This window comes from Rhodoferax sp. PAMC 29310 (assembly GCF_017948265.1).
Taxonomy (GTDB): Bacteria; Pseudomonadota; Gammaproteobacteria; order Burkholderiales; family Burkholderiaceae_C; genus Rhodoferax.
Genome location: NZ_CP072852.1, coordinates 1,387,443 through 1,412,876, shown reverse-complemented (window position 1 = coordinate 1,412,876; position 25,434 = coordinate 1,387,443). Strand labels below are relative to the sequence as shown.

Annotated in this window: 27 protein-coding genes and 1 pseudogene; 12 read left to right on the top strand and 16 right to left on the bottom strand. The window is 56.9% G+C overall.

What is annotated here, in order from left to right; translation table 11 throughout:
• Positions 1-98: 98 nt before the first annotated feature.
• From J8G15_RS06445 to lexA, 3 genes are all read right to left on the bottom strand, one after another.
• Positions 99-1,106 carry a D-2-hydroxyacid dehydrogenase family protein gene (locus tag J8G15_RS06445; protein ID WP_210546692.1) on the bottom strand — a complete coding sequence of 336 codons (1,008 nt, stop codon included), beginning with the start codon at positions 1,104-1,106 and terminating at the stop codon, positions 99-101.
• 94 nt (positions 1,107-1,200) lie between these two features.
• Positions 1,201-1,518: a hypothetical protein gene (locus J8G15_RS06440; RefSeq protein WP_210547700.1), complete on the bottom strand. Its 318-nt coding sequence runs from the start codon at positions 1,516-1,518 to the stop codon at positions 1,201-1,203.
• A gap of 22 nt (positions 1,519-1,540) precedes the next feature.
• The gene (gene lexA / locus J8G15_RS06435; RefSeq protein ID WP_210546691.1) at positions 1,541-2,215 is read right to left on the bottom strand and encodes a transcriptional repressor LexA; all 675 of its coding nucleotides are present in this window, start codon (positions 2,213-2,215) and stop codon (positions 1,541-1,543) included.
• A 104-nt stretch (positions 2,216-2,319) separates the two neighbouring features.
• Between lexA and J8G15_RS06430 the strand changes: the two genes are divergently transcribed.
• Positions 2,320-3,306: an asparaginase gene (locus J8G15_RS06430; RefSeq protein WP_210547492.1), complete on the top strand. Its 987-nt coding sequence runs from the start codon at positions 2,320-2,322 to the stop codon at positions 3,304-3,306.
• Between the two features lie 23 nt (positions 3,307-3,329).
• Here J8G15_RS06430 and adk read toward each other — a convergent pair whose 3' ends face one another.
• From adk to J8G15_RS06400, 6 genes are all read right to left on the bottom strand, one after another.
• Positions 3,330-3,986: an adenylate kinase gene (gene adk / locus J8G15_RS06425; RefSeq protein ID WP_210546690.1), complete on the bottom strand. Its 657-nt coding sequence runs from the start codon at positions 3,984-3,986 to the stop codon at positions 3,330-3,332.
• A 127-nt stretch (positions 3,987-4,113) separates the two neighbouring features.
• Positions 4,114-4,869, bottom strand: coding sequence for a 3-deoxy-manno-octulosonate cytidylyltransferase (kdsB, locus tag J8G15_RS06420; protein WP_210546689.1), 756 nt, complete (start codon positions 4,867-4,869; stop codon positions 4,114-4,116).
• Positions 4,866-5,048, bottom strand: a complete 183-nt coding sequence (locus tag J8G15_RS06415) for a Trm112 family protein (protein WP_210546688.1) — start codon at positions 5,046-5,048, stop codon at positions 4,866-4,868. The genes kdsB and J8G15_RS06415 overlap by 4 nt, the downstream gene beginning before the upstream one ends.
• A 21-nt stretch (positions 5,049-5,069) precedes the next feature.
• Complete coding sequence (lpxK, locus tag J8G15_RS06410) at positions 5,070-6,086, bottom strand: tetraacyldisaccharide 4'-kinase (RefSeq protein ID WP_210546687.1); 1,017 nt, start codon at positions 6,084-6,086, stop codon at positions 5,070-5,072.
• A 4-nt stretch (positions 6,087-6,090) separates the two neighbouring features.
• The gene (locus J8G15_RS06405; protein ID WP_210546686.1) at positions 6,091-6,525 is read right to left on the bottom strand and encodes a biopolymer transporter ExbD; all 435 of its coding nucleotides are present in this window, start codon (positions 6,523-6,525) and stop codon (positions 6,091-6,093) included.
• A complete protein-coding gene (locus tag J8G15_RS06400) occupies positions 6,525-7,148 on the bottom strand; it encodes a MotA/TolQ/ExbB proton channel family protein (protein ID WP_210546685.1) in 624 nt (207 codons plus the stop codon). Before J8G15_RS06400 ends, J8G15_RS06405 begins: the two co-directional genes overlap by 1 nt.
• Before the next feature lie 349 nt (positions 7,149-7,497).
• Here J8G15_RS06400 and xseA point away from each other — a divergent pair, with 349 nt between their 5' ends.
• Both xseA and J8G15_RS06390 read left to right on the top strand, forming a co-directional pair.
• A complete protein-coding gene (gene xseA, locus J8G15_RS06395) occupies positions 7,498-8,844 on the top strand; it encodes an exodeoxyribonuclease VII large subunit (RefSeq protein ID WP_210546684.1) in 1,347 nt (448 codons plus the stop codon).
• Between the two features lie 49 nt (positions 8,845-8,893).
• Complete coding sequence (locus tag J8G15_RS06390; RefSeq protein WP_210546683.1) at positions 8,894-9,475, top strand: superoxide dismutase; 582 nt, start codon at positions 8,894-8,896, stop codon at positions 9,473-9,475.
• A 124-nt stretch (positions 9,476-9,599) separates the two neighbouring features.
• On the opposite strand, the gene J8G15_RS06385 is transcribed toward J8G15_RS06390, so the two are convergent.
• Positions 9,600-10,052 carry a DUF192 domain-containing protein gene (locus J8G15_RS06385; protein ID WP_210546682.1) on the bottom strand — a complete coding sequence of 151 codons (453 nt, stop codon included), beginning with the start codon at positions 10,050-10,052 and terminating at the stop codon, positions 9,600-9,602.
• 265 nt (positions 10,053-10,317) lie between these two features.
• Between J8G15_RS06385 and icd the strand changes: the two genes are divergently transcribed.
• The 3 genes from icd to clpA all read left to right on the top strand — a co-directional run bounded on the left by icd (position 10,318) and on the right by clpA (position 14,502).
• Complete coding sequence (gene icd, locus J8G15_RS06380; protein ID WP_210546681.1) at positions 10,318-11,571, top strand: NADP-dependent isocitrate dehydrogenase; 1,254 nt, start codon at positions 10,318-10,320, stop codon at positions 11,569-11,571.
• A 163-nt stretch (positions 11,572-11,734) separates the two neighbouring features.
• Entirely contained in the window at positions 11,735-12,097 is a 363-nt protein-coding gene (gene clpS / locus J8G15_RS06375) for an ATP-dependent Clp protease adapter ClpS (protein ID WP_210546680.1), read from the top strand.
• A gap of 77 nt (positions 12,098-12,174) precedes the next feature.
• Positions 12,175-14,502, top strand: coding sequence for an ATP-dependent Clp protease ATP-binding subunit ClpA (clpA, locus tag J8G15_RS06370; RefSeq protein WP_210546679.1), 2,328 nt, complete (start codon positions 12,175-12,177; stop codon positions 14,500-14,502).
• On the opposite strand, the gene J8G15_RS06365 is transcribed toward clpA, so the two are convergent.
• Both J8G15_RS06365 and J8G15_RS06360 read right to left on the bottom strand, forming a co-directional pair.
• Positions 14,499-14,984, bottom strand: a complete 486-nt coding sequence (locus J8G15_RS06365; RefSeq protein ID WP_210546678.1) for a DUF1499 domain-containing protein — start codon at positions 14,982-14,984, stop codon at positions 14,499-14,501. The genes clpA and J8G15_RS06365 overlap by 4 nt on opposite strands.
• Before the next feature lie 70 nt (positions 14,985-15,054).
• Positions 15,055-16,095 carry an extracellular solute-binding protein gene (locus J8G15_RS06360; protein ID WP_370627541.1) on the bottom strand — a complete coding sequence of 347 codons (1,041 nt, stop codon included), beginning with the start codon at positions 16,093-16,095 and terminating at the stop codon, positions 15,055-15,057.
• A gap of 64 nt (positions 16,096-16,159) precedes the next feature.
• On the opposite strand from J8G15_RS06360, the gene J8G15_RS06355 reads away from it, so the two are divergent.
• Together J8G15_RS06355 and ylqF are read left to right on the top strand one after the other, a co-directional pair.
• Positions 16,160-17,074 (top strand): patatin-like phospholipase family protein, encoded by a 915-nt coding sequence (locus tag J8G15_RS06355; protein ID WP_210546676.1) that lies wholly within the window; start codon positions 16,160-16,162, stop codon positions 17,072-17,074.
• Positions 17,075-17,208: 134 nt separating this feature from the next.
• Positions 17,209-18,168 carry a ribosome biogenesis GTPase YlqF gene (ylqF, locus tag J8G15_RS06350; RefSeq protein WP_210546675.1) on the top strand — a complete coding sequence of 320 codons (960 nt, stop codon included), beginning with the start codon at positions 17,209-17,211 and terminating at the stop codon, positions 18,166-18,168.
• Here ylqF and J8G15_RS06345 read toward each other — a convergent pair.
• Together J8G15_RS06345 and J8G15_RS06340 are read right to left on the bottom strand one after the other, a co-directional pair.
• The gene (locus J8G15_RS06345; protein ID WP_210546674.1) at positions 18,163-18,459 is read right to left on the bottom strand and encodes a 2Fe-2S iron-sulfur cluster binding domain-containing protein; all 297 of its coding nucleotides are present in this window, start codon (positions 18,457-18,459) and stop codon (positions 18,163-18,165) included. The genes ylqF and J8G15_RS06345 overlap by 6 nt on opposite strands.
• Before the next feature lie 79 nt (positions 18,460-18,538).
• Complete coding sequence (locus J8G15_RS06340) at positions 18,539-19,192, bottom strand: cation diffusion facilitator family transporter (protein ID WP_210546673.1); 654 nt, start codon at positions 19,190-19,192, stop codon at positions 18,539-18,541.
• A gap of 376 nt (positions 19,193-19,568) precedes the next feature.
• Between J8G15_RS06340 and J8G15_RS06335 the strand changes: the two genes are divergently transcribed.
• On the top strand, positions 19,569-20,024 hold the full coding sequence (locus tag J8G15_RS06335; RefSeq protein ID WP_210546672.1) for a fasciclin domain-containing protein: 456 nt from the start codon (positions 19,569-19,571) through the stop codon (positions 20,022-20,024).
• Positions 20,025-20,120: 96 nt separating this feature from the next.
• Here J8G15_RS06335 and fnr read toward each other — a convergent pair whose 3' ends face one another.
• Positions 20,121-20,840 (bottom strand): fumarate/nitrate reduction transcriptional regulator Fnr, encoded by a 720-nt coding sequence (gene fnr / locus J8G15_RS06330; RefSeq protein WP_210546671.1) that lies wholly within the window; start codon positions 20,838-20,840, stop codon positions 20,121-20,123.
• A 151-nt stretch (positions 20,841-20,991) separates the two neighbouring features.
• Here fnr and hemN point away from each other — a divergent pair.
• The 3 genes and pseudogenes from hemN (at position 20,992) to J8G15_RS06315 (ending at position 24,235) form a co-directional block, all read left to right on the top strand.
• Positions 20,992-22,389 (top strand): annotated as a pseudogene (gene hemN, locus J8G15_RS06325) (oxygen-independent coproporphyrinogen III oxidase).
• Positions 22,390-22,398: 9 nt separating this feature from the next.
• Positions 22,399-23,076 carry a sulfite exporter TauE/SafE family protein gene (locus J8G15_RS06320; RefSeq protein ID WP_210546670.1) on the top strand — a complete coding sequence of 226 codons (678 nt, stop codon included), beginning with the start codon at positions 22,399-22,401 and terminating at the stop codon, positions 23,074-23,076.
• 49 nt (positions 23,077-23,125) lie between these two features.
• On the top strand, positions 23,126-24,235 hold the full coding sequence (locus J8G15_RS06315) for a sensor domain-containing diguanylate cyclase (RefSeq protein WP_210546669.1): 1,110 nt from the start codon (positions 23,126-23,128) through the stop codon (positions 24,233-24,235).
• On the opposite strand, the gene J8G15_RS06310 is transcribed toward J8G15_RS06315, so the two are convergent.
• Positions 24,232-25,413, bottom strand: a complete 1,182-nt coding sequence (locus J8G15_RS06310) for an efflux RND transporter periplasmic adaptor subunit (protein WP_210546668.1) — start codon at positions 25,411-25,413, stop codon at positions 24,232-24,234. The genes J8G15_RS06315 and J8G15_RS06310 overlap by 4 nt on opposite strands.
• Positions 25,414-25,434 lie beyond the last annotated feature (21 nt).

Genomic DNA, 25,434 nt, shown 5'->3' with positions numbered 1-25,434 from the left:
GTGTTCTCTGTATGCGTGTCGCTGGCTTGTGTCGACTTTGATTTCGCTCGGGTTCGTTAGAGGGGCCCAAGGCCATTCTTGGTTCGCCGTTAGTGGGCCTATCGGCGCACCTGCAGGGCACCAGGATTGACGATATTGGTCGGCGTACCCTTGATGAAGTTGATGACGTTGTCAAACGCGGCGCCAAAATAACGCTCATAGCTGTCTTGCTCAACGTAGCCGATGTGAGGCGTGCAAATGCAGTTTTCCAGTCTCAGCAAGGCGTGCCCCTGCAGAATTGGCTCGGTCTCAAACACGTCGACGGCCGCCATGCCTGGGCGACCGCGGTTCAGTGAACTGATCAAAGCGTCGGATTCAACCAGTTCGGCCCGTGAGGTGTTGACCAAAAGGGATGTCGGCTTCATGCGGGCCAAGTCGTCGGCACGAACGATGCCCTGGGTTTCTTCATTCAAGCGGAGGTGCAGGGTGATGACATCGCACTGTTCAAAGAACTCTTCGCGGCCAATGGCCGTGTCGTAACCGTCGAGAATGGCACGCTCCCTAGAGGGGGGGCGGCCCCAAATCACCACGCTCATGCCGAAGGCCTTGCCATACTGCGCCACCAGTTGGCCAATTTTTCCATAGCCCCAGATACCAAGTGTCTTTCCGCGCAGGAGAGTTCCCAGACCGAAATTGGCCGGCATTGAGCTCGTTTTCAATCCGGATTGTTGCCACGCCCCATGTTTCAAGTTCCCGATGTACTGGGGTAATCTGCGAGCCGCGGCCATGATGAGTGCCCATGTGAGCTCGGCGGTTGCAAATGGGGAGCCTACGCCGTCGGCGACAGCGATCCCTCGCTCTGTGCAAGCGGCCACATCCACATGTGGCCCGATTCGGCCGGTTTGAACAATGAGTTTCAGCTTGGGGAGCTTATCAATCAGTGACCGAGTCAGTTGCGTGCGGTCTCGATTGAGAATCACAATGTCGGCGTCTTTGAGTCGGACCGACAACTGTCCCAGTCCTTTGACGGTGTTGGTGTAGACCTTGGCTTGGTAGGGCTCAAGTCGGCTGGCGCACTCCAGTTTTCGGACGGCGTCTTGGTAATCGTCAAGAATCACTATATTCATAGCGTGACATTGTGCCTCGGCAATGAACTTGTTCGTCAGTCAGAGCCCAGAATTGGCGCCAGCAGTCAAGTGGCCGGGCCTGCTGACGTCGCTCTCAATGCAAGGTTTGCTCGCGTGCGACCAGGCGATCAAGTTCGGCGCAGACGTCGGCCATGCGACCGGATATCACCATGCGACCGACATTGGCAGGGCCGCTATCGTGGTCGAGGACACGAATAATTCGCAGCGGGCGGACCACAGCCCGAGTTGGGCGCGCCACGCATTGACGAGGTGCCTCGAGTCCTTGGACGGAAAACCCCAATCCAATTTCGTCGACAGTTGCAGCACGTGGAAGCGCTGCAGGCATTAGCCAGCGCCAAAACCCTTGAAGGGGTGCCAGCAAACTGGGGGAGTCGTTGTGTAGTTTTTTCATGGTGAATCTTTCAGCGGGCCGTTTACATCAGCATGGTGTTGCGAATCAAGCCGACCGCCAAGCCCTCAATCTCAAAGGCCTCGCCGGGTTCGACCACGATGGTTTGGTAGTCCGGGTTTTCTGCGTGCAACTCGATCAGATGCTTGTTCCGGCGAAAACGCTTGACGGTGACGTCGTCGCCCAGGCGAGCAACGACAATTTGACCGTTTTTAGCTTCTTTGCTGGCTTGCACCGCCAGCAAGTCGCCGTCCATGATGCCCGCGTCTCGCATGGACATGCCGCGCACTTTGAGCAGGTAGTCCGGCTTGTGCTGAAACAGGCTGTCTTCCAGGTAGTAGGTTTTGTCGACGTGTTCTTGGGCGAGAATGGGGGAACCAGCGGAAACCCGGCCAATCAGTGGCAGCATTAATTGGGCCATGCCCGGCAACGAGAGGGTGAGGTTTTTGCTACGCGACTCATTGAGAGAGCGAAGCGCTTCACTTTTCAAACGAATGCCGCGTGAGGTTCCGCTGAGCAGTTCGATCACGCCTTTGCGTGCCAATGCTTGCAGGTGCTCTTCGGCCGCATTGGCAGACTTGAAGCCAAGTTCATTGGCAATCTCGGCGCGAGTAGGAGGGGCACCAGTGCGCGTGATGGCGCTTTTGATGAGATCCAGGATTTGTTGCTGGCGGGCGGTGAGTTTGGGGCTTTCAAGCATGGCGACTCCTTTGATATGCGGTGGTCTTGCTGTGGGTTTATACACACTGTGTTGATATCCAGTAGCTGTATTTTTAATCAGTTTTCGAAAGTTCGCAAGTGACTATTTCTTCTCATGCTCAAAAAGTTGTGGTTTTAGGCACAGGTGGCACTATTGCCGGTACCGCCAGTTCGGCCGCTGACAACGTTGGCTACACGGCGGCACAGGTCGGTGTTGAGCAGTTGTTGTTGGCCGTGCCAGGGCTGGACCGGGTTCTGGCGGGCCGAAGCCTGGTGGTCGAGCAGGTGGCTCAAATCGACAGCAAGGACATGAGTTTTGAGGTCTGGCGACAGTTGCTGGCGCGTGTAACCCACCATCTGGCTCAACCTGATGTGGTGGGGGTGGTGATCACTCATGGCACGGACACGTTGGAGGAAACAGCCTATTTCCTGCACAGCGCGCTATCTAGTGCCTACCTTCAGGGCAAACCGGTGGTGCTGACCTGCGCGATGCGACCAGCATCCGCCCTGACCCCGGACGGACCCCAGAACGTGATGGATGCTGTAGCGGTGGCATGCACGCCCGGAGCCACGGGGGTGGTGGCGGTTTGCGCCGGTGTGGTGCATGGTGCTCTGGACGTGCAAAAGGTCCACACATATCGGGTCGATGCATTTGACTCAGGAGATTCTGGTCCCGTGGGCTATATCGAGGAGGGTTTGATCCGTTTGGTAAGAAATTGGCCTCTGGCCTCCGTCGAAACTACGCAAGGGGCTATCAAAAACGGAGTTTCCAATCTGATTTGGCCCAGAGTTGAGATTGTGATGAACTATGCCGGAGCCAGCGGAGCTGTAGTGGATGCCCTGGTATCAACCGAGCACTCGGGTCTAGGTGTTCTGCGTGGGTTAGTGGTGGCAGGAACCGGAAATGGCACCTTGCACCAAGATCTGGAGACCGCGTTGGTGCGGGCGCAGCGTGCTGGGGTGTCGGTGGTGCGGGCCAGTCGATGTACGCGGGGCCGGGTGTTGCCGACATCGGCCAGCCAGTTTGAGGACTCCAAAGGCTTGTCGCCTGTGAAAGCCCGGGTGGCGCTGATGCTGGCCTTGATGGGTTGAGCCCGCCCGGGGCTCAACAGGGTTTACTTGGACAGTGCCTCGAAGGCCCGGGCCGTGATCTCATCCACGGTGCCGGTGCCGCTGATGGCGCGGTACTTGGGGGCTTTGGCTGGCTCAGCTTTGGCCCATTGAGAGTAGTAGTCCACCAAGGGACGCGTCTGGGCGCTGTACACATCCAGGCGCTTTTTGACGGTTTCTTCCTTGTCGTCTTCCCGCTGGATCAGAGGCTCACCCGTGATGTCGTCAACGCCTTCCACTTTAGGTGGGTTGAATTTGACGTGGTAGGTGCGACCTGAGGCCGAGTGGGAGCGACGCCCGCTCATGCGCTCGATGATGGCGTCAAACGGCACATCAATTTCCAGCACGAAATCCAGACTTACGCCGGCTGCCTTCATGGCGTCCGCCTGGGGCAGGGTGCGCGGGAATCCGTCAAACAGGAATCCGTCCGCGCAGTCGGCCTGCGCAATACGCTCCTTGACCAGGTTAATTATCAATTCATCGCTGACCAACCCGCCAGTGTCCATGATTTTTTTGGCTTCGATGCCCAGTGGCGCGCCCGCTTTCACCGCCGCACGCAACATGTCACCTGTTGAGATCTGCGGAATGCCGTATTTTTGGCAGATGAAGGTGGCCTGCGTGCCTTTGCCGGCGCCAGGGGCGCCCAATAGGATCAATTTCATGTGTGTCCTCGGGAGATTATTGAAAATTGGGCCGCAAGTGGGGCGTGTTTGGCAGGCCCGCAACGATGCGTCGTTTCCGCGAAGAATAGCATGTGTCAGCTTCTAGCCAGCTTACATGCCCTGTCTTTTATGGTAGGAAAAGCAGACGTACTCGCTCAAGGTCTTCCGGGGTGTCTACGCCGGGGCCTGGCGCCTGACTGGCGGTGTGCACCGCGATGCGGTGGCCATGCCACATGGCGCGCAGTTGCTCCAGTGATTCAGAGACTTCGTGCGGTGCTTGGGGCAATTGGGGAAATTGACGCAAAAAGCCGACGCGGTACCCGTAAATACCAATGTGCCGCAGCGGAGGTGGTTTGGGCAAGGTGTTCGCCCGGTCGCGCTCAAACGGGATCATGGCGCGACTGAAATAGAGCGCGATGCCTTGGGCGTCGAGCACCACTTTGACCACGTTTGGATTGGCGTAATCGGCGTAACTGTCGATGGCGTGGGCCGCCGTGCTCATGCTGGCGCCAGGGGTTTGGGCCAATAATTCGGCCACCGCGAGCACCAGCTCAGGATCGATCAAGGGCTCATCGCCTTGCACGTTCACCACGATATCGTCGTCGTCCAGGCCGAGCAACTGGCAGGCCTCGGCCAGACGGTCACTGCCGGATGGGTGATCCGACCGGGTCAATACAGCAGCTACCCCGTAGTCGCCACAGGCATGGATGATTCCCAGGCTATCGGCCGCCACCACGACGCGAACTGTCTTGGCTTGAATGTTCAAGCCCTGCACACGCTGCGCTACGCGCACCACCATGGGCACACCCGCGATGTCGGCAAGCGGCTTGTTGGGCAGGCGGGTGGAGGCCAGGCGTGCCGGAATCAGAATGACGATGCTCAAAGTCCGAGTTCCTCGTCGCTGAGGGTGCGGGCTTCGTTTTCCAGCAGCACAGGAATCCCGTCGCGCACCGGGTAGGCGAGGCGGGCGCTGCGGGAGATCAACTCCTGCTTTGCGCGGTCAAAAGTGAGTGGCCCTTTGGTAACGGGGCAGACCAGTAGTTCAAGTAGGCGTGTATCCATGGCGCAATGATAGCGGTGGGTTCAGAGGGGCGGAAGAAGACCGGACAGGCGGGCATCGAGCTGGCACAGCAACTCGGGTTGCAGCGTCAGCACCAGTGGAACAGCCAGCGCGTCGGGTTGGTGTTGCCACAGTTTGGTGGCATCTTTTTCGGTGCAAATCACTTGGTAGCCCTCGTAATCATTGCGAATCCAGCTATCAAAAGAATAGTGGTCTGGTAAGGCCAGGGTTTGTGTGAACTGCAAGCCCTGGGCTCTCAGCATGGCAAAGAAGTCATCTGGCTTGGCGATGGCAGCCACCGCCAGCAGGGGCTTTTGACTGACGTTGCCTTGCAAATCAGCCAGTTCGGTGGTGTGGCCGTCCTCACTGATGGCCCGTGCGCTCAAGGTGCGCTGGGCCGTGAAGCCGGCAAATGCGGGTTGGGTGCCTGTGTGAAGAACCCAGTCAACCGGGCGTGGCCAGGATTCACGCAAGGGCCCGGCCGGCAGCAAAAAGCCGTTGCCCACGCCCCGGTCGTCAAACACGCAAATTTCAAGATCCCGGTGCAAGGCCAAGTGCTGCAGGCCGTCGTCACACACTAGTACCTGGGTGTCCGGGTAGCTGGCCAACAGACGCAGAGCCGCTTCTACGCGACGTGCAGCGACAAAGACCGGGGCAAGGGTGGTGCGTTGGATCAATGCGGGTTCATCGCCCACGTCACCGACCGCGCTGTCCGGCGTCACTTCCCGGCAATCTTGGGCGATGCGTCCATGACCGCGTGAAATGACGCCCACCCGGATGCCGCGGGATTGGAGATGACGAACCAGGGCCATCACGACAGGCGTTTTGCCCGATCCGCCCGCAATCACGTTGCCGACCACAATCACTGGCACCGGCATGCGCTCAGTGCGGCTCCAGCCTATTTTGTAGAAATACTGGCGAAGCTGGGTGAGTGCGCCATAGAGCCGTGAAATCGGCCAGAGGCTCCAGGCCAGCGCCCCTTTGTGAAGCCAGGCCTGCGTCAAGACCTGTTGCCATGCCTTGGGCTGGGCGAGCGCCATGGCCTTACTTCGACCCGGCTTGGGTCGACGACTGGGTGGCGAAGGTGATTTGGTTCATGCCGGCACGGCGAGCCGCCTCCATCACAGTGATGACGGCCTGGTGCTTGGCATTGGCGTCCGCATTGATGATCACCACAGAATCCTTGCCCGCTTTGGCGCCGGCGCTCAGCGCGATGGCCAGCGCGTCCGGGCCGCGTCCTTCGACGGGGACCTTGTTAATGGCGTAGCTGCCTTCGCTGGTGACCGTCACGATCACTTCTTTGGGATAATCGCGCTGCGCGTCAGCGTCGGCCACGGGCAGTTTCAGCTGAAGCTCGGTGAATTTGCTGTAGGTGGTGGACAGCATTAAAAAGATGAGGACCACCAACAACACGTCAATAAAGGGAATCAGGTTGATTTCAGGCTCATCGCCCGAACGGGAGCGGGTCCGGAATTGCATTACTTTCTCAGTGTGTTCAGGTGACGAGCCAAGCGCTCGGAGGCCAACTCCAGCGTGAGCAGATAAGCGTCCACCCGACCGCGAAAGTAACGCCAGAAAATCAAGGCAGGAATGGCCACCATCAGGCCAAAGGCCGTGTTGTATAGCGCAATCGAAATGCCATGAGCCAACTGGGCCGGGTTGCCGCCGCCGCCCGTAGGGGCTTGAGAGCCAAAAATTTCGATCATGCCGACCACGGTGCCAAACAATCCCATGAGTGGCGCGGCAGAGGCGATGGTCGCCAGCGTGCTCAGGTATCGCTCCAGGCGGTGCGCCACCAGACGGCCCGCGCTTTCCATGGCGGAGCGCAGCTCTTCTTCACTGCAGCGTGGGTTGTGGTTCAAGGTTCTCAAACCGCTCGCCAGAACTTCACCCATCATTGAGTTTTTTTCTAACTGTGTCACCACATCCGGCGCCGGTACGGCGGTGCGAGAGACGGTCAGCACCTCGTCGAGCAACTGAGGTGGCGCAATTTTGACGGTCTTGAGGCTGACGAAGCGCTCGATAACGAGTGCCAGGCCCAGAATGGAGCAGGCAATCAGCGGCCAGATCGGCCAACCCGCCGCTTGTATGATTGAAAACAAAGTGAATCTCCGCGCAGATGAAAGCCCTGCAATTATGGACTACCAAGTTTTTCGTTTTGACGTCGCTCCGGTTGAACCGTTGGCCAGGCCGGCAGATGCCAGAAGTTGACCGATTCGCCCACAAAAACTGTGGATAACTTTGCGAAGAACCAAGTGGGCAAGTGCCGCCAAGCCGCGTCAATTGGGGCTTGTGACAGATCGATTACAAATTAGGCAGCAGAAAACACAATGAAATCAACAGCATGCTCGATGTCATCGCCCCGTCAAGCCCACCCGCCAATGCCCAACGGCGCGTACCCACTCGCTGGCATGGTGACGGACGTGCGTCACCTGTCTAGATGTCTTCCCAATGTTTGATCGATCATCGCCGGTGCCAGAAACCAGGGTTTGGCCCGTTGGCGCGCTGTGCCGCGCCATTGCCGATGCGCTGGAGGCTCGCTTCAACCCTGTCACGGTGAAGGGGGAAGTTTCCGGGTTTTCAAGAGCGGCTAGCGGCCACTGTTACTTCTCGCTGAAGGATGAAAGTGGCCAACTGCGTTGTGCCATGTTCCGCCGCGCTGCGGTCAGCCTTGACTTTGCGCCGCGTGATGGTGAACTGGTCGAGGTGCGGGGTCGCCTGGGTGTTTACGAGCCCAGGGGCGATTTGCAGTTGATTGTCGAGAGCATGAGTCGGGCCGGCCAGGGCGCCTTGTTCGAGCAGTTCCTCAAACTCAAAGCCAAGCTGGAAGGTGAGGGCTTGTTCGATCCGGCGCGAAAACGCCCGTTGCCCGTGATGCCGCGTGGCATTGGCGTCGTCACGTCTTTGGGAGCGGCTGCCTTGCACGATGTGATGACCGCTTTGCAACGGCGGGTGCCGCACATTCCTGTGGTGGTCGCGCCGGCTTCGGTGCAAGGTTCTCAGGCACCCCGTGAACTTATCTCGGCGCTATCAAATTTATACCGTCTTGCGCAGGATGGACGAGCGCTGGAGCCTGATTTGACGCCAAAGAAATTGCGGGACAAAAGCGCAGAAAAGCCGATCATTGATGTGATTATTTTGGTGCGGGGTGGTGGGTCGATGGAAGATCTGTGGGCTTTCAACGACGAGCAGTTGGCACGCACCGTGGCGCTCAGCCCGGTGCCGCTGGTGTGCGGTGTGGGTCATGAGACCGACTTCACCATCGCCGACTTTGTCGCCGATCTCCGAGCCCCCACGCCAACGGCTGCCGCCGAACTGGTGTCCCAACCACGCGATGTCTGGCTCAACGCGCTGGACCGCGCCGCCCAGCGCCTGGATGACACGGTGCTGCGCCATCTGGACCAGCAAAGCCAGCGACTGGATGTGGCGGCCGCCCGCATCGGCCGCCCGTCGGCCTTGATGGCCCGTCAGCACGGTCGCTTGGCATCTGCTGCCCAGCGCCTGCAGTTGTCGGCCCGTCAAGTTCTGCGCCAGGAACGGCAGACGCTGGACGGGGTGCAGTCGGCCCTGCCCACGGCGCTAAGTCGAGGGCAGCAGCGACAGGATGATCGCTTGCAACGCGCGGCGCTGCGCTTGGGGTTGCTTGACCCCAGTCTGGTGCTGCAACGAGGCTATGCGTGGCTCACTACGGCTCAGGGCGACACCATTAGCAGCGTGTCGCAAACTGCGCCGGGTCAGGCCGTGCGTGCCACCCTTTCCGACGGCGCGGTTGATTTGCGGGTGACCGGACCCAATTAACTAAAGTTTCTACAATCGTTGTTCAACACAACAAACTCAAGAGGACCCCATGGAACATACCCTGCCAGCTCTGCCTTTCGCTATTGACGCTTTGGCGCCTCATTACTCCCAGGAAGCCCTGGAGTTTCACCACGGCAAGCACCACAACGCGTACGTGGTCAACCTGAACAACCTGCAAAAAGGCACCGAGTTCGAGTCGATGTCTCTGGAAGAGATCGTCAAAAAATCCAGCGGCGGCATCTACAACAACTCCGCACAAATCTGGAACCATACCTTTTTCTGGAATTGCATGAAACCAAGCGGCGGCGGCGAGCCTGCCGGCGCGTTGGCCACAGCGATCAACGCCAAGTGGGGTTCTTACGCGGCTTTCAAGGAAGCCTTCGTCAAGTCCGCTGTGGGCAACTTTGGCTCTGGCTGGACCTGGTTGGTCAAGAAGCCCGACGGTTCGGTGGACATCGTCAACACCGGCGCGGCCGGCACACCGTTGACCAGCGCTGACAAAGCCTTGTTGACCGTGGACGTGTGGGAGCATGCCTACTACATCGACTACCGCAACGCCCGCCCCAAGTTTGTTGAGGCTTACCTCGACAAACTCGTGAACTGGGGTTTTGCTGAAGCCAATTTCGCCTGAGCGATCTGCGCCTAAGGCGTGAAAAAAGCCACCGAGCTTCGGTGGCTTTTTTTATGCCGATTGCGGCTCTAGCGCTCGTCGGATGGTCGCTGGCCGCTATGAAAAATGGATTTTCTGAGAAGCTTTATTTGGCACTGAACGGGGTGCCGCCGAGTTTGGATCCGGCTTTGAGCCCCTTCTTGGCGAACCAGCCTTGGTTCATTTCCAAAACAAAGCGAACCGGTTGGGTTGAGCAATGCGAGTCAGTGGTCCTGGGCTTCATGTCGGCCAGGTTCACGATGCGGCCGTCGTCGGCGACAAACGCGGCCGTCAGCGGCAACAGGGTGTTCTTCATCCAGAAGCATTGGGTTGCCGGTTCGTCAAAGACGAACAACATGCCTTCCGTTTGGGGCATGGTGGGCCGGTGCATCAGTCCAATCTGGCGTTGCTCGTTGGTGTGCGCGACCTGCGTGTCGATCAGGTACATGCCCGCTGCGAGCTTGATACGCGGCAAATCCAATTGGGGGGCGTCGGAGGTCTGGCTGAAGGCGCTCAAAGAAGCGCTCAAACCGAGCAGGGCAATGGCGAGGAGTTTCATTCCCCGATTTTGGCGCAAAAGGCCGGTCCAAGTGCTTGCGGGGCAATTTGGCTGAGACTTTGCCGCCCCGAGCCAATTGGGAAAGGTTGTGGCACATCATGCGGTGGGGCCATCTGTGGTGCGGCCTCGCCAAAGTGACAGTCCCGGGTGGTCTTTTGGCTCTAAAATATTTTTTGCGTCAAGTAGCCTGGTCCGACTTACTTATTTCGGTCACCTTCGGCTTTGACAACGCGCAGACTGAATCACATCACGGAGACTTTGCTATATGTACCAACACATCAAGGTGCCCTCAGAAGGCCAAAAAATCACCGTCAACGCCGATATGTCACTCACGGTGCCGGACCAGCCGATCATTCCCTTTATCGAAGGCGATGGCACCGGGATGGACATCACGCCTGTGATGCTCAAGGTGGTGGATGCTGCCGTTGCCAAAGCTTACGCTGGCCAAAAAAAAATCCATTGGATGGAGGTGTTTGCCGGCGAGAAATCCACCAACGTCTACGGTCCTGACGTCTGGTTGCCCGAAGAGACCCTGCAGGCCCTGCGCGAATATGTGGTGTCCATCAAAGGTCCGCTGACGACCCCGGTGGGCGGCGGCATTCGGTCTCTGAACGTGGCGTTGCGTCAGGAGCTTGACCTTTACGTCTGCCTGCGCCCCATCCAGTACTTTGACGGCGTGCCCAGCCCGGTCAAGGAGCCACACAAAACCAATATGGTTATCTTCCGCGAGAACTCGGAAGACATTTATGCAGGCATTGAATTTGAGGCCGAGTCCGACAAGGCCAAGAAGTTGATCAAATTTTTGCAAGACGAAATGGGTGTCACCAAGATTCGTTTCCCCAACACCTCTGGCATTGGCGTCAAGCCGGTGTCGCGTGAAGGCACCGAGCGCCTGGTACGCAAGGCCTTGCGATACACCATTGACAACGACAAGCCCAGCCTGACCATTGTTCACAAGGGCAACATCATGAAGTACACCGAAGGTGGCTTCCGTGATTGGGCTTACGCCCTCGCTCAAAAAGAGTTTGGCGCAGAGTTGATTGACGGCGGACCCTGGTGCAAGTTCAAGAATCCGAAAACCGGCAAGGACATCATCGTGAAGGACAGCATTGCTGACGCCTTCCTTCAGCAAATCTTGTTGCGCCCTGCTGAATACAGCGTCATCGCCACTCTGAACTTGAATGGAGACTACGTCTCCGACGCTTTGGCAGCACAAGTAGGTGGCATCGGTATTGCGCCTGGTGCGAATTTGTCGGATTCGGTGGCCTGTTTTGAGGCAACACACGGCACAGCGCCCAAGTACGCCGGCAAAGACTACGTCAATCCCGGTTCCGAGATTCTCTCGGCAGAAATGATGTTGCGCCACATGGGCTGGACGGAAGCGGCCGATCTCATCATCAGCTCGATGAAGAAATCCATCCAAAGCAAAAAGGTCACCTACGACTTTGCCCGCCTGATGGATGGCGCCACCCAGGTCAGCTGCTCGGGCTTTGGCCAGGTCATGATCGACAATATGTAAGCGTTGTTGAATGAGAGGGGCGCGGAGCTGCCTCGTACGATAAAGGACCGTCCGGGCTCTTCAGCCGCGGGCGGTTTTTTGTTTTTTAGGCTTGAAACGCCTCAAATTGCCACCATTTCACCTCCTTGGGGCGGTGCGATGGCGCGCTCGATAGAATGAAATCATGGCAACCAAAAAACCCACAATACCCAAGACGCCACTGGTCCAACTGCCTGAGCGTGATGAAGGCGAGGCGGTAGTGCTGGAGCGGCGCACGCTGAAAGCCAAGCCGCCCCAGATGTACCAAGTGGTCATGCTCAACGACGATTACACCCCTATGGAGTTTGTGGTCGTTGTCATTCAGGAGTTCTTTGCGAAGGATTTGGAAGCAGCAACACAAATCATGTTGAAAATTCACTTGGATGGCAGAGGGGTTTGCGGCGTCTATTCAAGAGACGTTGCCGCCACCAAGGTGGATCAGGTGCTCGACGCCGCTGCGCAGGCCGGTCATCCCCTGAAATGCATTAGTGAACCAGTCGATTTTTAGGGCTGGGGTTGAATGCAAGGTATTGATGCCCAAATCGGATTACAGTTAGATCGAAACAAAGCTATTAAAGGAAAAACATGATTGCCCAAGAATTGGAAGTCAGCCTTCATATGGCGTTTGTTGAAGCCCGTCAACAGCGCCATGAATTCATCACGGTGGAGCACCTGCTGCTGGCCCTGCTGGACAACCCCAGTGCCGCGGAGGTGCTTCGGGCGTGTTCAGCCAACATTGATGACCTGCGCAAATCGCTGACCAACTTCATCAAGGACAACACGCCCCAAGTGGCGGGGTCTGATGACGTTGACACTCAGCCGACCCTGGGTTTTCAGCGCGTGATTCAACGCGCCATCATGCACGTGCAATCCACGGGCAGTGGCAAAAAAGAGGTGACTGGCGCCAACGTGTTGGTCGCCATCTTCGGTGAAAAAGACTCCCACGCCGTGTATTACCTGCACCAGCAGGGTGTTACCCGCCTGGATGTGGTGAATTTCATTGCACACGGCATCAAGAAGAGCGATCCCCCAGAGCCATCAAAAGCCGGCGAAAGCCAGGTTGAAGGGGAGGAGGGCGGGTCTGAGAAGAACGAGAAGTCCTCGCCGCTGGAGCAGTACACGGTCAATCTCAACCAGTTGGCCAAGGACGGCAAGATCGATCCGCTGATTGGTCGCGAATACGAAGTTGAGCGCGTCATTCAGATTCTTTGCCGCCGCCGCAAAAACAACCCGCTTCTGGTCGGTGAAGCTGGCGTTGGAAAGACCGCTATTGCGGAAGGTTTGGCTTGGCGCATCACGCAAAAGGACGTGCCTGAAATTTTGGCCGAAGCCATTGTTTACTCGCTGGACATGGGTGCTTTGCTGGCTGGAACCAAGTACCGAGGTGATTTCGAGCAGCGTTTAAAAGGCGTTTTGAAATCGCTCAAAGAAAAGCCCCATGCGGTGCTGTTCATTGACGAGATTCATACGCTGATTGGTGCTGGCGCCGCGTCAGGCGGCACCCTGGACGCCTCTAACTTGTTGAAGCCCGGTTTGAGTTCGGGCCAGCTCAAGTGCATTGGCGCGACCACCTTCACCGAGTACCGCGGTATTTTCGAAAAGGATGCGGCTTTGTCCCGTCGGTTCCAAAAAATCGATGTGGTAGAGCCCACCATTGACCAGACGGTTGATATTCTGAAAGGGTTGAAGTCCCGCTTTGAAGAGCACCACAACGTCAAGTACGCCGTGGCTGCCCTGCAGGCTGCTGCGGAGTTGAGTGCCAAATACATTAATGACCGCCATTTGCCAGACAAAGCGATTGACGTGATCGATGAGGCCGGCGCTGCGCAACGAATTTTGGCGCCGTCAAAACGCAAGAAAGTCATTGGCAAGTCTGAGGTTGAGGAAATCGTCGCCAAAATTGCGCGCATTCCGCCAGCCAACGTCTCCAACGATGACCGTGGCAAGCTGAAAACGCTTGAGCGCGATCTGCGCAACGTCGTCTTCGGTCAGGATAAAGCCCTGGACATGCTGAGCTCCGCCGTGAAGATGGCCCGCTCGGGTCTGGGTAAAGGCGACAAACCGATTGGTTCTTTCCTGTTCAGCGGTCCCACCGGTGTCGGTAAAACCGAAGCCGCGAAGCAGCTGGCCTACATCATGGGCATTGACCTCATTCGCTTTGACATGAGTGAGTACATGGAGCAGCATGCTGTGAGCCGCCTGATTGGCGCGCCTCCTGGCTATGTAGGCTTTGACCAAGGTGGTTTGCTGACTGAGGCCGTTACCAAGAAGCCGCACTGTGTGTTGTTGCTCGACGAGATCGAGAAAGCGCACCCTGCGATCTTCAACGTGCTGCTACAGGTCATGGACCACGGCACCCTGACGGACAACAACGGGCGCAAGGCAGATTTCCGCAATGTGATCATCGTCATGACCACCAATGCGGGTGCCGAGACGATGAACAAAGCCACCATTGGCTTCACGAACCCACGGGAGTCGGGTGATGAGATGGCGGACATCAAGCGTCTGTTTACGCCTGAGTTCCGCAATCGCTTGGACGCGGTGGTGAGCTTCAAGGCACTGGATGAAACTGTCATTCTGCGGGTGGTTGACAAGTTCTTGCTGCAACTGGAGGCGCAATTGGCTGACAAAAAGGTGGAGGTCACCTTCACTGACAAGTTGCGCAAACATTTGGCCAAGAAAGGTTTTGACCCCCTGATGGGTGCACGGCCTATGCAACGGCTGATTCAGGATTTGATTCGCCGTGCTTTGGCAGATGAGTTGCTGTTTGGCCGCTTGACGGATGGCGGGCGCTTGACGGTTGACTTGGATGATAAGGATGAAAGCAAGACAGAAGTCTTGCTGGACATTCAGCCGCTGCCCAAGAAAGAGGGCAAGTCCAAGCCCGAAGCCCGCGAGGCGACCGCAGGCTAAGAGGAGAATTGAGCCCGGATAGCTTCAATCCGGGCTCGGTTCACGCCAAAGTCTTTGCGGCCCAATCGGCTCGCAGAGCGTACCTGAATCACCGAATTCTGGCCGTCGAGCCAAAACTCCACATCGTCTGTGAATTTGAGCACCGCCGTGGTGCTCTGCGCATACAGGTAATCGGGTTGAGAGGTGATGAGCTTGGTTCCCTTTTGGCTCTTCAGTATCAGGGCCAATTTGCTCATTGCAGCAGTTCCATCGCCTGAGTAGGTCAAAGGCGAAATGGATGCGTATTCTCTTTGCGGATGCTCTGGATATAGCGCAGCCTGACTGCTGACGCTGTTGGGATTGAGTGAGGGGGGGTGGAGTTTTCCCGCGTTGACGCCGAGGTTTTCAGGGGTTTTTCCACTGAGGATGCCCACTTGGCCGCCAATCACAACACCGGCGCTTAGTGCAATGACAAGCGTCGCGGCAATGCTTAATAGTTTCATCGTTATCCTTATTTGGTCGCTTTTCCCGATCGGAAAAAGCGACCAAGGATAACCGTTGCAAAGAAGCGCCTTACTTGAAGCCCACGCGATCAAGCATTTGCTGAACCTTGACTTGGTTCATCCCAACCACGCTGATTGGGATTGTTTCGCTCTTGAAAGATCCACCTGTCATGGCTTGCAGTGCAGCGTTGTTAATTTTCACGCCATTGGCTACCGGCCACTCGTTGTTGCCATTGGCAAAATGGTCTTGCGCCGGTGCGCTGGCCAAGTACTCAAGGAACTTCACTGCATTGGCTGGGTTCTTTGCATTTTTGGCGACGGCTCCACCCGCAATGTTCACGTGGGTTCCCCCACTGGATTGGTTGGGGAAAACCACGCCAATGCGATCCACGACCGCTTTGTCTTCTGGCTTGTCCGAGCGCATCAAGCGAGCAAGGTAGTAGGAGTTCGTGACTGCAATGCCGCACTCACCAGAGGCCACGCCTTTGATCTGGTCCGTGTCGCCGCCTTTGGGGCTGCGCGCCATGTTGTCGACCATGCCTTTGAGCCAGTTTTCGGCGTTTTGCTCGCCCATGTGCTCAATGACGGAACCAAACAAGGACAGGTTGTAAGGGTGGGAGCCAGACCGGATGCAAAGTTTGCCTTTGTTCTTGGGGTCGCCCAACTCTTCGTAGGTGTCCACATCTTCCTTTTGGACCTTGACCTTGTTGTAAACCACGACACGAGCGCGGGTGGAAAAGCCAAACCAGGGTGTGCCGCCATCGCTGCTCACCTTACCGCGGTATTGGGCGGGAATGGCGGCGTCCAGAACTTTGGATTTGATGGGCTGGAACAGTCCCTCGATCTCGCCGCGCCACAAGCGGGACGCGTCAACCAGCAAGATCACATCAGCGGGTGAGGAAGTGCCTTCCGCTTTCAAACGGGCCAAGATACCTGCGTCATCAGCATCGACGCGGTTGATTTTGACGCCAGTGGCATTGGTGAAATTGGTGTACAGGGCTTCGTCTGTGGGGTAGTGACGGGCCGAGTAAATGTTCAGAGTCTGCTCTTGAGCGAAGCCGCTCACGCAGCTGAACAAAATAGCGCATGCCGCAGGAATGTGTTTGATCATCATGGCTTGAAGGTGCTTTAAGATAAAATATTATGCTAACACAAACGCGAATCATTATCATTAAATGAAATTTCAAAGAGCATTTTGGCGACCCGTATTGGTAGGTCTGTGTGTGGCATCACTTTGGGGCTGCGCAACGGTTCCCGCCCCGACTGCGCCAGCGGCCCCTGCTGCTGCGCCCCTGATCGTCGTTAAAAAAGCGCCTCGAATTGGACTCGCACTGGGCGGCGGTGCCGCGCGTGGGTTTGCCCATGTAGGCGTGATTCAAGTGCTGGAAGAGGCGGGCATTCAACCGTCGCTGGTTGTTGGCACCTCTGCGGGGAGCCTGGTGGCTGCTTTGTATGCGGATGGTAAAAAGGGCGCTGAACTTCAGCAGATCGCAGAAACCATGGAAGAGGCCACCTTTGCGGATTGGACGCTTCCTATTTTCAGCCGGGGCATGTTGCGCGGCGCAGCGCTGGCTCGCTATGTCAGCGCCCAAGTGGATGGGCGACCCATTGAAGCGATGTCTCTGCCATTGGGCATTGTCGCCACCGATTTAAATAGCGGTGTTGGCGTGTTGTTTCGCCGGGGCGACACAGCCACGGCTGTTCGAGCGTCCAGTGCCGTGCCCGCGTTGTTCCAGCCGGTCAAGATTTCAGGGCGTGAATATGTCGATGGCGGACTGGTGTCTCCCGTGCCAGTGAGGTACGCACAACAAATGGGGGCGGAGTTGGTCATCGCCGTGGACATTTCCAGCTCGCCAGAGGGGAATCCCGCGACCGATACCTTGCAGATTTTGATGCAAACCTTTGCCATCATGGGAAAAAGCATCAATGACTTTGAATTGAAGGATGCTGATGTTGTCGTGCGTCCGTCGTTGGTGGGCGTGGGCAGTTCCGACTTTAGTACCCGGCGCCGCTCCATTTTGGCTGGCCGAGCGGCCATGCAGGCTATGCTGCCCCGGCTAAAAGCAGCCATAGAGGCGAAGTCTCGCTAGGCTGGCCGCGCTTTTATCCCGGTCAACGTGTTGTTTTGACTGGATGCGCTGACCGCCTCTCAAGCAGGGGACAATGCGCCATCGGCATTATTGGTGCGGTGGCGCACCATTGCTTGCCACGATAAGGACAAATAATGGCTATTCAATGGTTCCCTGGTCATATGCATTTGACCAAAAAGGCCATCGGCGATCGCATCAAGAATATTGATGTCGTGATCGAACTTCTGGATGCGCGCTTGCCGGGTTCAAGTGCGAACCCGATGCTGGCGGAGTTGACGGCGGGCAAACCCGCGCTCAAGGTGCTGAACAAGCAAGATTTGGCCGACCCGGTGCGCACAGATCAGTGGCTGGCCCACTACAACCAACTGCCCGATACCAAGGCCATTGGCCTGGATGCGAGCATGACGGCGCCTGCCAAAGCGTTGGCAACTGCGTGTTTCGCGCTGGCGCCAAACCGGGGTGGCATGGTCAAACCCATGCGGGTGCTGATTTGCGGGATTCCCAACGTGGGTAAATCCACATTGATCAATACTTTGGCGGGCAAGCGGGCGGCCAAGACAGGCGATGAAGCCGGTATTACCAAGTTGGAGCAGCGGATTTCGATGGCCGACGACTTCTACCTCTATGACACGCCGGGCGTACTTTGGCCGCGCATCATTGTTGCCAAAAGTGGCTACAACCTGGCGGCCAGCGGCGCCATTGGGCGTAATGCCTTCAATGAAGAAGAGGTGGCGCTCGAGCTTTTGAATTACTTGATTGCCCACTACCCGGCCAATGTCGAGGGCCGTTTCAAGCTCGAGGGCGTGGCCCAAATGACCGATGAGGTTTTGCTGGAGGCTATTGGCCGAAAGCGGGGCGCGTTGCAGGGCGGCAAGAAGATAAATCTTCAGAAAGCGGCAGAAATTGCCATCTACGATTTCCGCGCCGCTCTAATGGGACGCATCACGCTGGAAACGCCAGAGGAGTTTGCAGAGTGGTTGGCCGCAGGGCAGAAGATGGATGCTGAGCGTCAGGTGAAGAAAGATGCCATTGAGCTGGACCGAAAAATTCGGTTCAAGAAAGTCCCCAGGCCCGACTCGCGGTCGGCGTCATAGGTCTTCTCGACCCAACGTGAGGTCTGAGCAAGGGTAGGCCACACAAGGCAGGACGTAGCCCTCAGCCTTCTCTTCGGCACTCAGGCCAGGCCATTCCATCTCGTAACGAACCGACCCTTTCGAGAGCTTTCCGATACAGGTTCGGCAGTTGCCGCCCCGGCAAGAGCTGGGCCAATCGATGCCGCCTTGCTCCATGGAGACTAGCAGGGGTTGCTCGGTCCATGCGTCAAATTGTTGCTGGTCGGGTTCGGTGATCGCTGTATAAAAAAGTGGTGCGTCTGGGGCATTCATGCCAGTATTATATTGTGATGAGAAATGGCACTATAGGCATATGGAGTAAGCGAAGGCAGCTATCAAATAAGTAGCTATTTCAGCCCGCGTCACCGTGCTCATGATTGGCTGGGCCAGCCGCCAGTTCGGTGCGGGCCTGGCGCAGCACCTGCCAGCCGCCATGCAAGGCCAGACCGGATATGATCGCAGCCACCACCGCGTCAGGCCATGCTTGCCCGGTGCCAAATACACCCACGGCGGCGGCCATTACCGCTAGGTTGCCAATGGCGTCGTTGCGTGAGCACAGCCAGACGCTGCGCATGTTGGCGTCACCCTCACGAAACGCGTACAGCATCCAGGCAACGGCCACATTGGCTACCAGTGCTACCAAACCGATCGCTCCCATGGTCGGCGCGTCTGGCACGGCGCCGTTCAGGGCGGCCCACGCCGCCCGCGTCAGAATGAACAGTCCAAAGGCGATCATGCTGAGCGCCTTCACCATTGCGGCGCGGGCGCGCCAAACCAAGGCCGCCGACAAGACTGCAAGAGACACGGCGTAGTTGGCAGCGTCGCCGGCGAAGTCAATCGCATCAGCAAATAGCGACAGCGAACCCGAGGTGTAACCCGCCAAGATCTCCACCAAAAACATGAAGGCGTTGATGATCAAGGCAATCCACAGGATTCGCCGGTACCGATCCATGTTTTCGAAGGACGATGCGGTGGGTGTTTCGTGTTCGCAGCAGTGAGCAGACATGGTTCTCCTTAAATTGACTCTATTGGGAACCCTTTAGTCACTCCAGTGTCAAGTGACATTGTTGCTGCGATGGACGACCCAATTTCCAAGGCTTGACAAGGAAGAGGTTGCCGTAACCAACCGTATAGTTTTTGTCAAACCTTGTTGCGAGTGGTGCGTCGTCGCTGAACAATGTTCAAGCCGGTAGATGGGCAATACGCTCTTGAAGCGAGGCATTTCTGAGGTTAGTTCAGCCAATGGTTCTTTTCAACTCATAAAGATACCAATTAGTAATAATTTAAACCATAAAGAAATTATGGATACTTATTGGTTGTATTATTCGGCCACGTCACATCTTTGACGCGTCATACCTGACATTCATTTTTAGGAGAGCTCCATGAAAAAAACCATTCTTGCAACCGCGTTGGCTTTTGGCGTCGCTTTTTCTGTTCAAGCGAAGGACATTGTTGACACCGCTGTTTCTGCTGGGACTTTCAAAACCCTGGCCACGGCGTTGACCGCTGCCGGTTTGATTGACACGTTGAAAGGCCCAGGCCCGTTCACCGTGTTTGCCCCGACTGATGCGGCCTTCGCCAAAATTCCGAAAGCTGATCTTGATGCGCTGTTGAAAGACAAAGCCAAGCTGACTTCGGTATTGACCTACCACGTGGTGCCCGGCAAAGTGATGGCTGCCGATGTCAAAGCCGGCAAAGTCAAAACTGTTCAGGGTTCTGAGATCACTGTCAAAACTATGGGAGGTGTCATGGTGGATGGCGCCAAGGTCACTGCGACAGACATCGTGGCTGACAATGGCGTGATCCACGTGATTGACAGCGTGATCATGCCCAAGTAACTGCGGGCTCAAAGTTGGGCTCCCTGCGAACTACAGACCGCGGGGCGCCCACAAAAAAAGCCGGATGATCCGGCTTTCTTTAATGGGTCTGTGTGATCAATTGCAGGCTTTGGGGTTGACGATGTCTTTCAACATCTCGGCATCCACAATACGAATGTGGCGCTGTTTGACTTCCACAATGCCGTCTTCCACAAACTTCGAAAACGTGCGGCTCACGGTTTCCAGTTTCAAGCCCAGGTAACTTCCAATTTCCTCGCGCGTCATGCGCAGGACCAATTCGGTTTTTGAAAACCCACGGGCGTTTAATCGTTGAACCAGATTCAGCAAAAACGCGGCCAGTCTCTCTTCTGCGCGCATGCTGCCCAGCAGCAACATCACGCCGTGCTCACGCACAATTTCGCGGCTCATGATTTTGTGCACATGGCGCTGTAATGAAATCACTTCCCGCGAGATTTCTTCAACGCGATTAAAAGGCATGACGCATACCTCGGCATCTTCCAAGGCAACAGCGTCACAAGTGTGTTGGTCATTCACGATGCCATCCAGCCCAATGATTTCTCCAGCCATCTGAAACCCGGTCACTTGGTCCTTGCCATCTTCAGAGACGACGCTGGTTTTGAAAAAACCAGTGCGAATGGCGTACAGACTGGTGAACCTCTCACCGGTTCGAAACAGCGTTGTACCTCGCTTGACTTTGCGTCGCGCCGCCACCACTTCGTCGACACGGTCCAATTCGTCCGGCGTCAATCCAAGTGGCATACACAGCTCCTTCAGATTGCAACTGGAGCATGCGACTTTTAAGGTGATGGGGTTCATGCAGACCATTCTGGCACCAATTGACGTCTGACCCCGCACTTCCTGATGTAGGTCAAATCAATTGGCAGGTCCTATTTCATTCGAGGTTGATCTGAGTCAAGGTTTTGATGTGGGGTTGAAGGCATATTTCCAGCCTTGCCAAGGATTGCCTATGAATGCCGATGCGGCCCCCCCTGATTTAAATGACGTGCTCAATCGGTTGAATGCTTCTGGTCCCCGCTACACCTCCTTTCCTACCGCTGATCGATTTGTCGAGGCCTTTGCCGAGCTTGAGTACAAGCAGGCGCTGGCCCAACGCCGCTCTGGGCCGACGGTGGCCGCACGGCCGATGTCCCTTTATGTGCATATTCCGTTTTGTGAAACGCTGTGCTACTTCTGCTCCTGCAACAAAGTCGTTACAAGTGAGCATGGACATGCGGACACGTATTTGAACTACTTGAGTCGCGAGGTAGAGCTTCACACGGCCGAGTTGGGCGCGGGGCAGTCGGTGAGTCAACTGTATGTGGGAGGCGGCACACCTACCTTTTTGACCGATGCCCAGCTGGGCGATTTGATGAGCATGTTGCGGCGAAATTTCAAAATGCTTCCGGCCGGTGAGTACGTCATCGAAATCGATCCGCGCACCCTGGATTCCGATCGACTGGACGCACTGATGCTGCTGGGTTTTAAACGCTTGAGTATTGGCGTTCAGGATATTGACCCGGCAGTTCAAATGGCGATACACCGGATTCAACCTGTTGAGCAAGTGGTCTAACTGTTTCAGGATGCCCGCCAGCGCGGTTTTGATTCGATCAACGTGGACCTGATTTATGGCCTGCCCCAACAAAGTTCGGAATCGTTCGAGCGTACGCTGTCACAAGTCATCGAGTGGCGGCCCGACCGCATCGCACTCTATGCCTACGCCCACCGGCCGGCGCACTTCAAACCGCAGCGCCATATCAGCACCGCTGCGCTTCCTAGCGACGCGGCCAATCTGGTCATGCATTCCAACTCAATTGCGGCGTTGCGAGCTGCTGGTTATGTGTTCATTGGCCTGGCTCATTTCGCCTTGCCCACCGATGTGTTGGCCATTGCCAAACGACAGGGTCGTCTGCATCGCAATTTTCAGGGCTTCAGCACCCAGCCTGACTGCGATTTGATCGAGTTGGGTGTATCTGTCATTGGGCGAGTTGGTCCCAGTTACAGCCAAAACGCGAAAACCATGGAGTCATATTCTGACCGCCTGGATCAGGATCTTTTTCCGGTTGTTAGTGGTGTCGCCCTGAGCCGTGATGACCTGATTCGGCGCGCCATCATCATGTCACTAATGTGTCAGGGGGATGTCTCGTTTGAGTCTGTTGAATTGGCCTATCTCATCGATTTCCGCCATTACTTTGCCTCCGAATTGTAGTCACTGGCGCCTTTCACGGATCAGGGGCTGGCCACAGTAGATGATGCTGGCATCCATGTGTCTGAGCCCGGCCTGCATTTTGTCCGGGCCATGGCCACGGTCTTTGACCGGTATCTACAGACTGACCGCACACGCGCCCAGTTTTCAAAAGTCATCTAGCATTGCGTGATGCAGACTTCTCTCGCGGTAACCGCACTATTAATGGGACTGGCCGGTGGGCCGCACTGCATTGCCATGTGTGGCGCGGCCTGCGCTGGCATTGGTCAAGCAGCCGGCCCTTATAAAAACTCTGCTTTGCTTGGATTTCAATTGGGGCGATTGGTGGGCTATTCCGCACTGGGCGCGCTGGCGGCTGCTTCCATGCAAGGGCTAGGCTGGCTGACGGTTCAGTCGACCGCACTTCGACCCGTATGGACACTGTTTCACGTCGCCACCTTGGTACTAGGTTTGTTGCTGATGTGGAAAGCCCGGCAACCCATCTGGCTGGAGGCAACTGGGCGCAAAATTTGGGCGGGGGCTCGCTCCCTGGCTCAAGGGCGTGGGCGAGGTGCGCCGCTGGTCATTGGTGCTTTGTGGACGTTTCTGCCCTGTGGCCTGTTGTACTCGGCATTGTTGGTTGCTTCGCTTAGTGGTCAAGCCGTGGATGGCGCCATGGTGATGGCCTTGTTTGCGCTTGGGTCCGGTGTGTCCTTGTTGGCGGGGCCTTGGCTTTGGTTGCGATTGGGCGGGGGAAGCACGGGTGATTGGGGGGTCAGAGTTGCTGGATTTGCCTTGGCCGCAAGCGCAGCCTGGGCGCTTTGGATGGCGTATGCGCATGATGCCGCGCCGTGGTGTGTCACCCCGTAAAGTAGGCAAACCGGTATGATGATAAAGAAATAATGCGGAGGATCCACCTATGACGTCACCTGTGTCTCCTGACGAAGCGACAAGGATGAAAGCTTTGGACGTTTACCAGATCATGGACACACCGGCAGAGCAAGCCTATGACGACGTCGTCAAACTGGCCGCTGCGATTTGTGACGTTCCCATTGCGATGGTGTCCTTGCTGGATACAGAGCGTCAGTGGGTCAAGGCCCGGGTGGGGTTGAAAGTGTCACAAATACCGATTCAAGATGCTTTTTGCTCGCATGCAATTGCCAGCGAAATGGAAGTCATGGAGGTAAGGGATATGGCAAACGACCCTCGCTTTGCCAATCACGCCTTTGTAATCGGGGAGCCCGGCATTCGGTTCTATGCCGGTGCACCTTTGGTGACCCCCTCTGGCGTCAAGCTGGGCACAGTGTGTGTCATTGACCGGGTTCCCAGAGCACTGGATTCGCGTTCCAAAGCCGCATTGCTTGCTCTGTCCCGGCAAGTGGTTTCCTTGCTGGAGTTGCGGCACACCGAGGCCAAATTGCGATCTATGGCCGTTACGCAGCAGTTGCGGCAACTCCAGTTGGAGGGATACCAAAAACAATTAGAGTCCGTGAATGAATTGCTTCGCCAGCAGGCAATGCTGGACCCTTTGACTGGTTTGAATAATCGACGTGCTTTTGACGATGCGCTGTGCGAAGAGCTTGCGCGCACCGAACGCACAGGTGCGCCCATGGCGCTGATTTTTGTTGATGTTGATCGCTTCAAGGAATTCAACGATCAATTTGGCCACATTGCGGGCGATCAGGCCCTGCAGCAAGTGGCCTCCGTGCTGTTGGCGCAGGCGCGACCCTACGATCAAGTCGCCCGCTATGGGGGTGAAGAGTTGGTATTGATCTTGCCGGACACGGGGCGGGGCGCGGGAATGGCCGTTGCTGAGCGAATTCGCCTGGCCATTGAAGACTTTGCGTGGCCTCGATTCCCTATTACCGTTAGTGTGGGGGTGGCTGTCGCCACCGACTCCTGGACAGGGGTCGGTCTGCTGGACCGCGCCGATCGTGCTCTCTACCAAGCCAAGCGCACCGGGCGCAATTGCGTCGTCTTTCTGGACGACGAAGAAGATGTTGGGCCTGCTGCCGGTGCTCTGGTTTAGCGTGTCTTGACCCGCTCGCCGTCTTGAAGCTGGCTGTCAGGGTAAACAATCACTTGGGTACCCACGGGGAGCCCAAATTTGATCCAGGCGCTACTGCCGTTGCGCGCTTCGACGTCAACTTCCTGCAATCTCGCACGTCCACCGTCCAGCACCAGCAAGCCATAGCGAGTGCCTAGGGGGAACAAGGCGCTCACGGGAACCAGCACGGCGTCTTCTTCTACTTGGACCAGAATTCGCACGTCCAGCTTGAAACCATCGCCTAAATTCGACCATGTCGCAGCCGGTGACAGGATGTCGATCAGTGCATTGACGCGTTGCTCCTCCACGCCCAGAGCCGATACCTTGGTGAAGGCGCTTGGCTCCACCCGTCGAACCGTGCCGTGAAGGGTGTCTGGCCCCCCCCAATTGCTCAACTGGACGGGCGTGCCAGGACGAATTTGGGCCGCATCTTCTGTCAACACGTCGACCACCACTTCAAGGCGGGTGGCATCACCCACTTCCAATAAAGGTGTGCCCGCCATGACCATGCCTGAGCTGGGCTGCAGGACGTTCAATATTTTGCCGGTCACAGGCGAGCGAACGATAAACGGTGAGCCGGCCCGGCCGTTACTTGATACCGGCTCCAGCGTGGCCTGCGAGCGGGCCAGCGTGAAGCGAGCGGCCACAATGTCCTGGCGGGCGCTGGCTAACTCCTGCTCGCGTAGGCGCAGGTTGAGGCGATCCGCTTCTAGCCTGGCGGGCGCCACGAAACCTTGTTTCTCAAGCGATTGGCTGCGCTGAAGATCGGCCTGCGCCTGTGCCAGTGCGGCGCCAGCCCGCTCCACCATGGTCTGTGATCGGACGAGGGCGGCCTGCAAGGCCGAGTTGGCAGCCAGTTGTTCAGCGCGGCTGCGTGCGTCTAGCAAGGGCGGTATGCTGGGCCACAGGCGAGCCACCTGAGCATCCTGCACGACGTCGTCGCCCTGTTTCAGGGTGATCCGATCGAGGTGGCCACTGAGTGGGGCAGATATTTGGTAGCGTTCCCTCAGACGGGTCTTCCCGTCCTCCTGAACCGCGCGTTCAAACCGACCTTGGGTGACCAACGCGGCTTCCACTTCCCTCGGGGCGGGCATCAACGCCCAAACCAGCAGTGCCAGCATCGCCAGACCGGCCACGACCCAGATCAGTTTTTGTTTCATGTTCTTTTCCGAAGGCTTCAT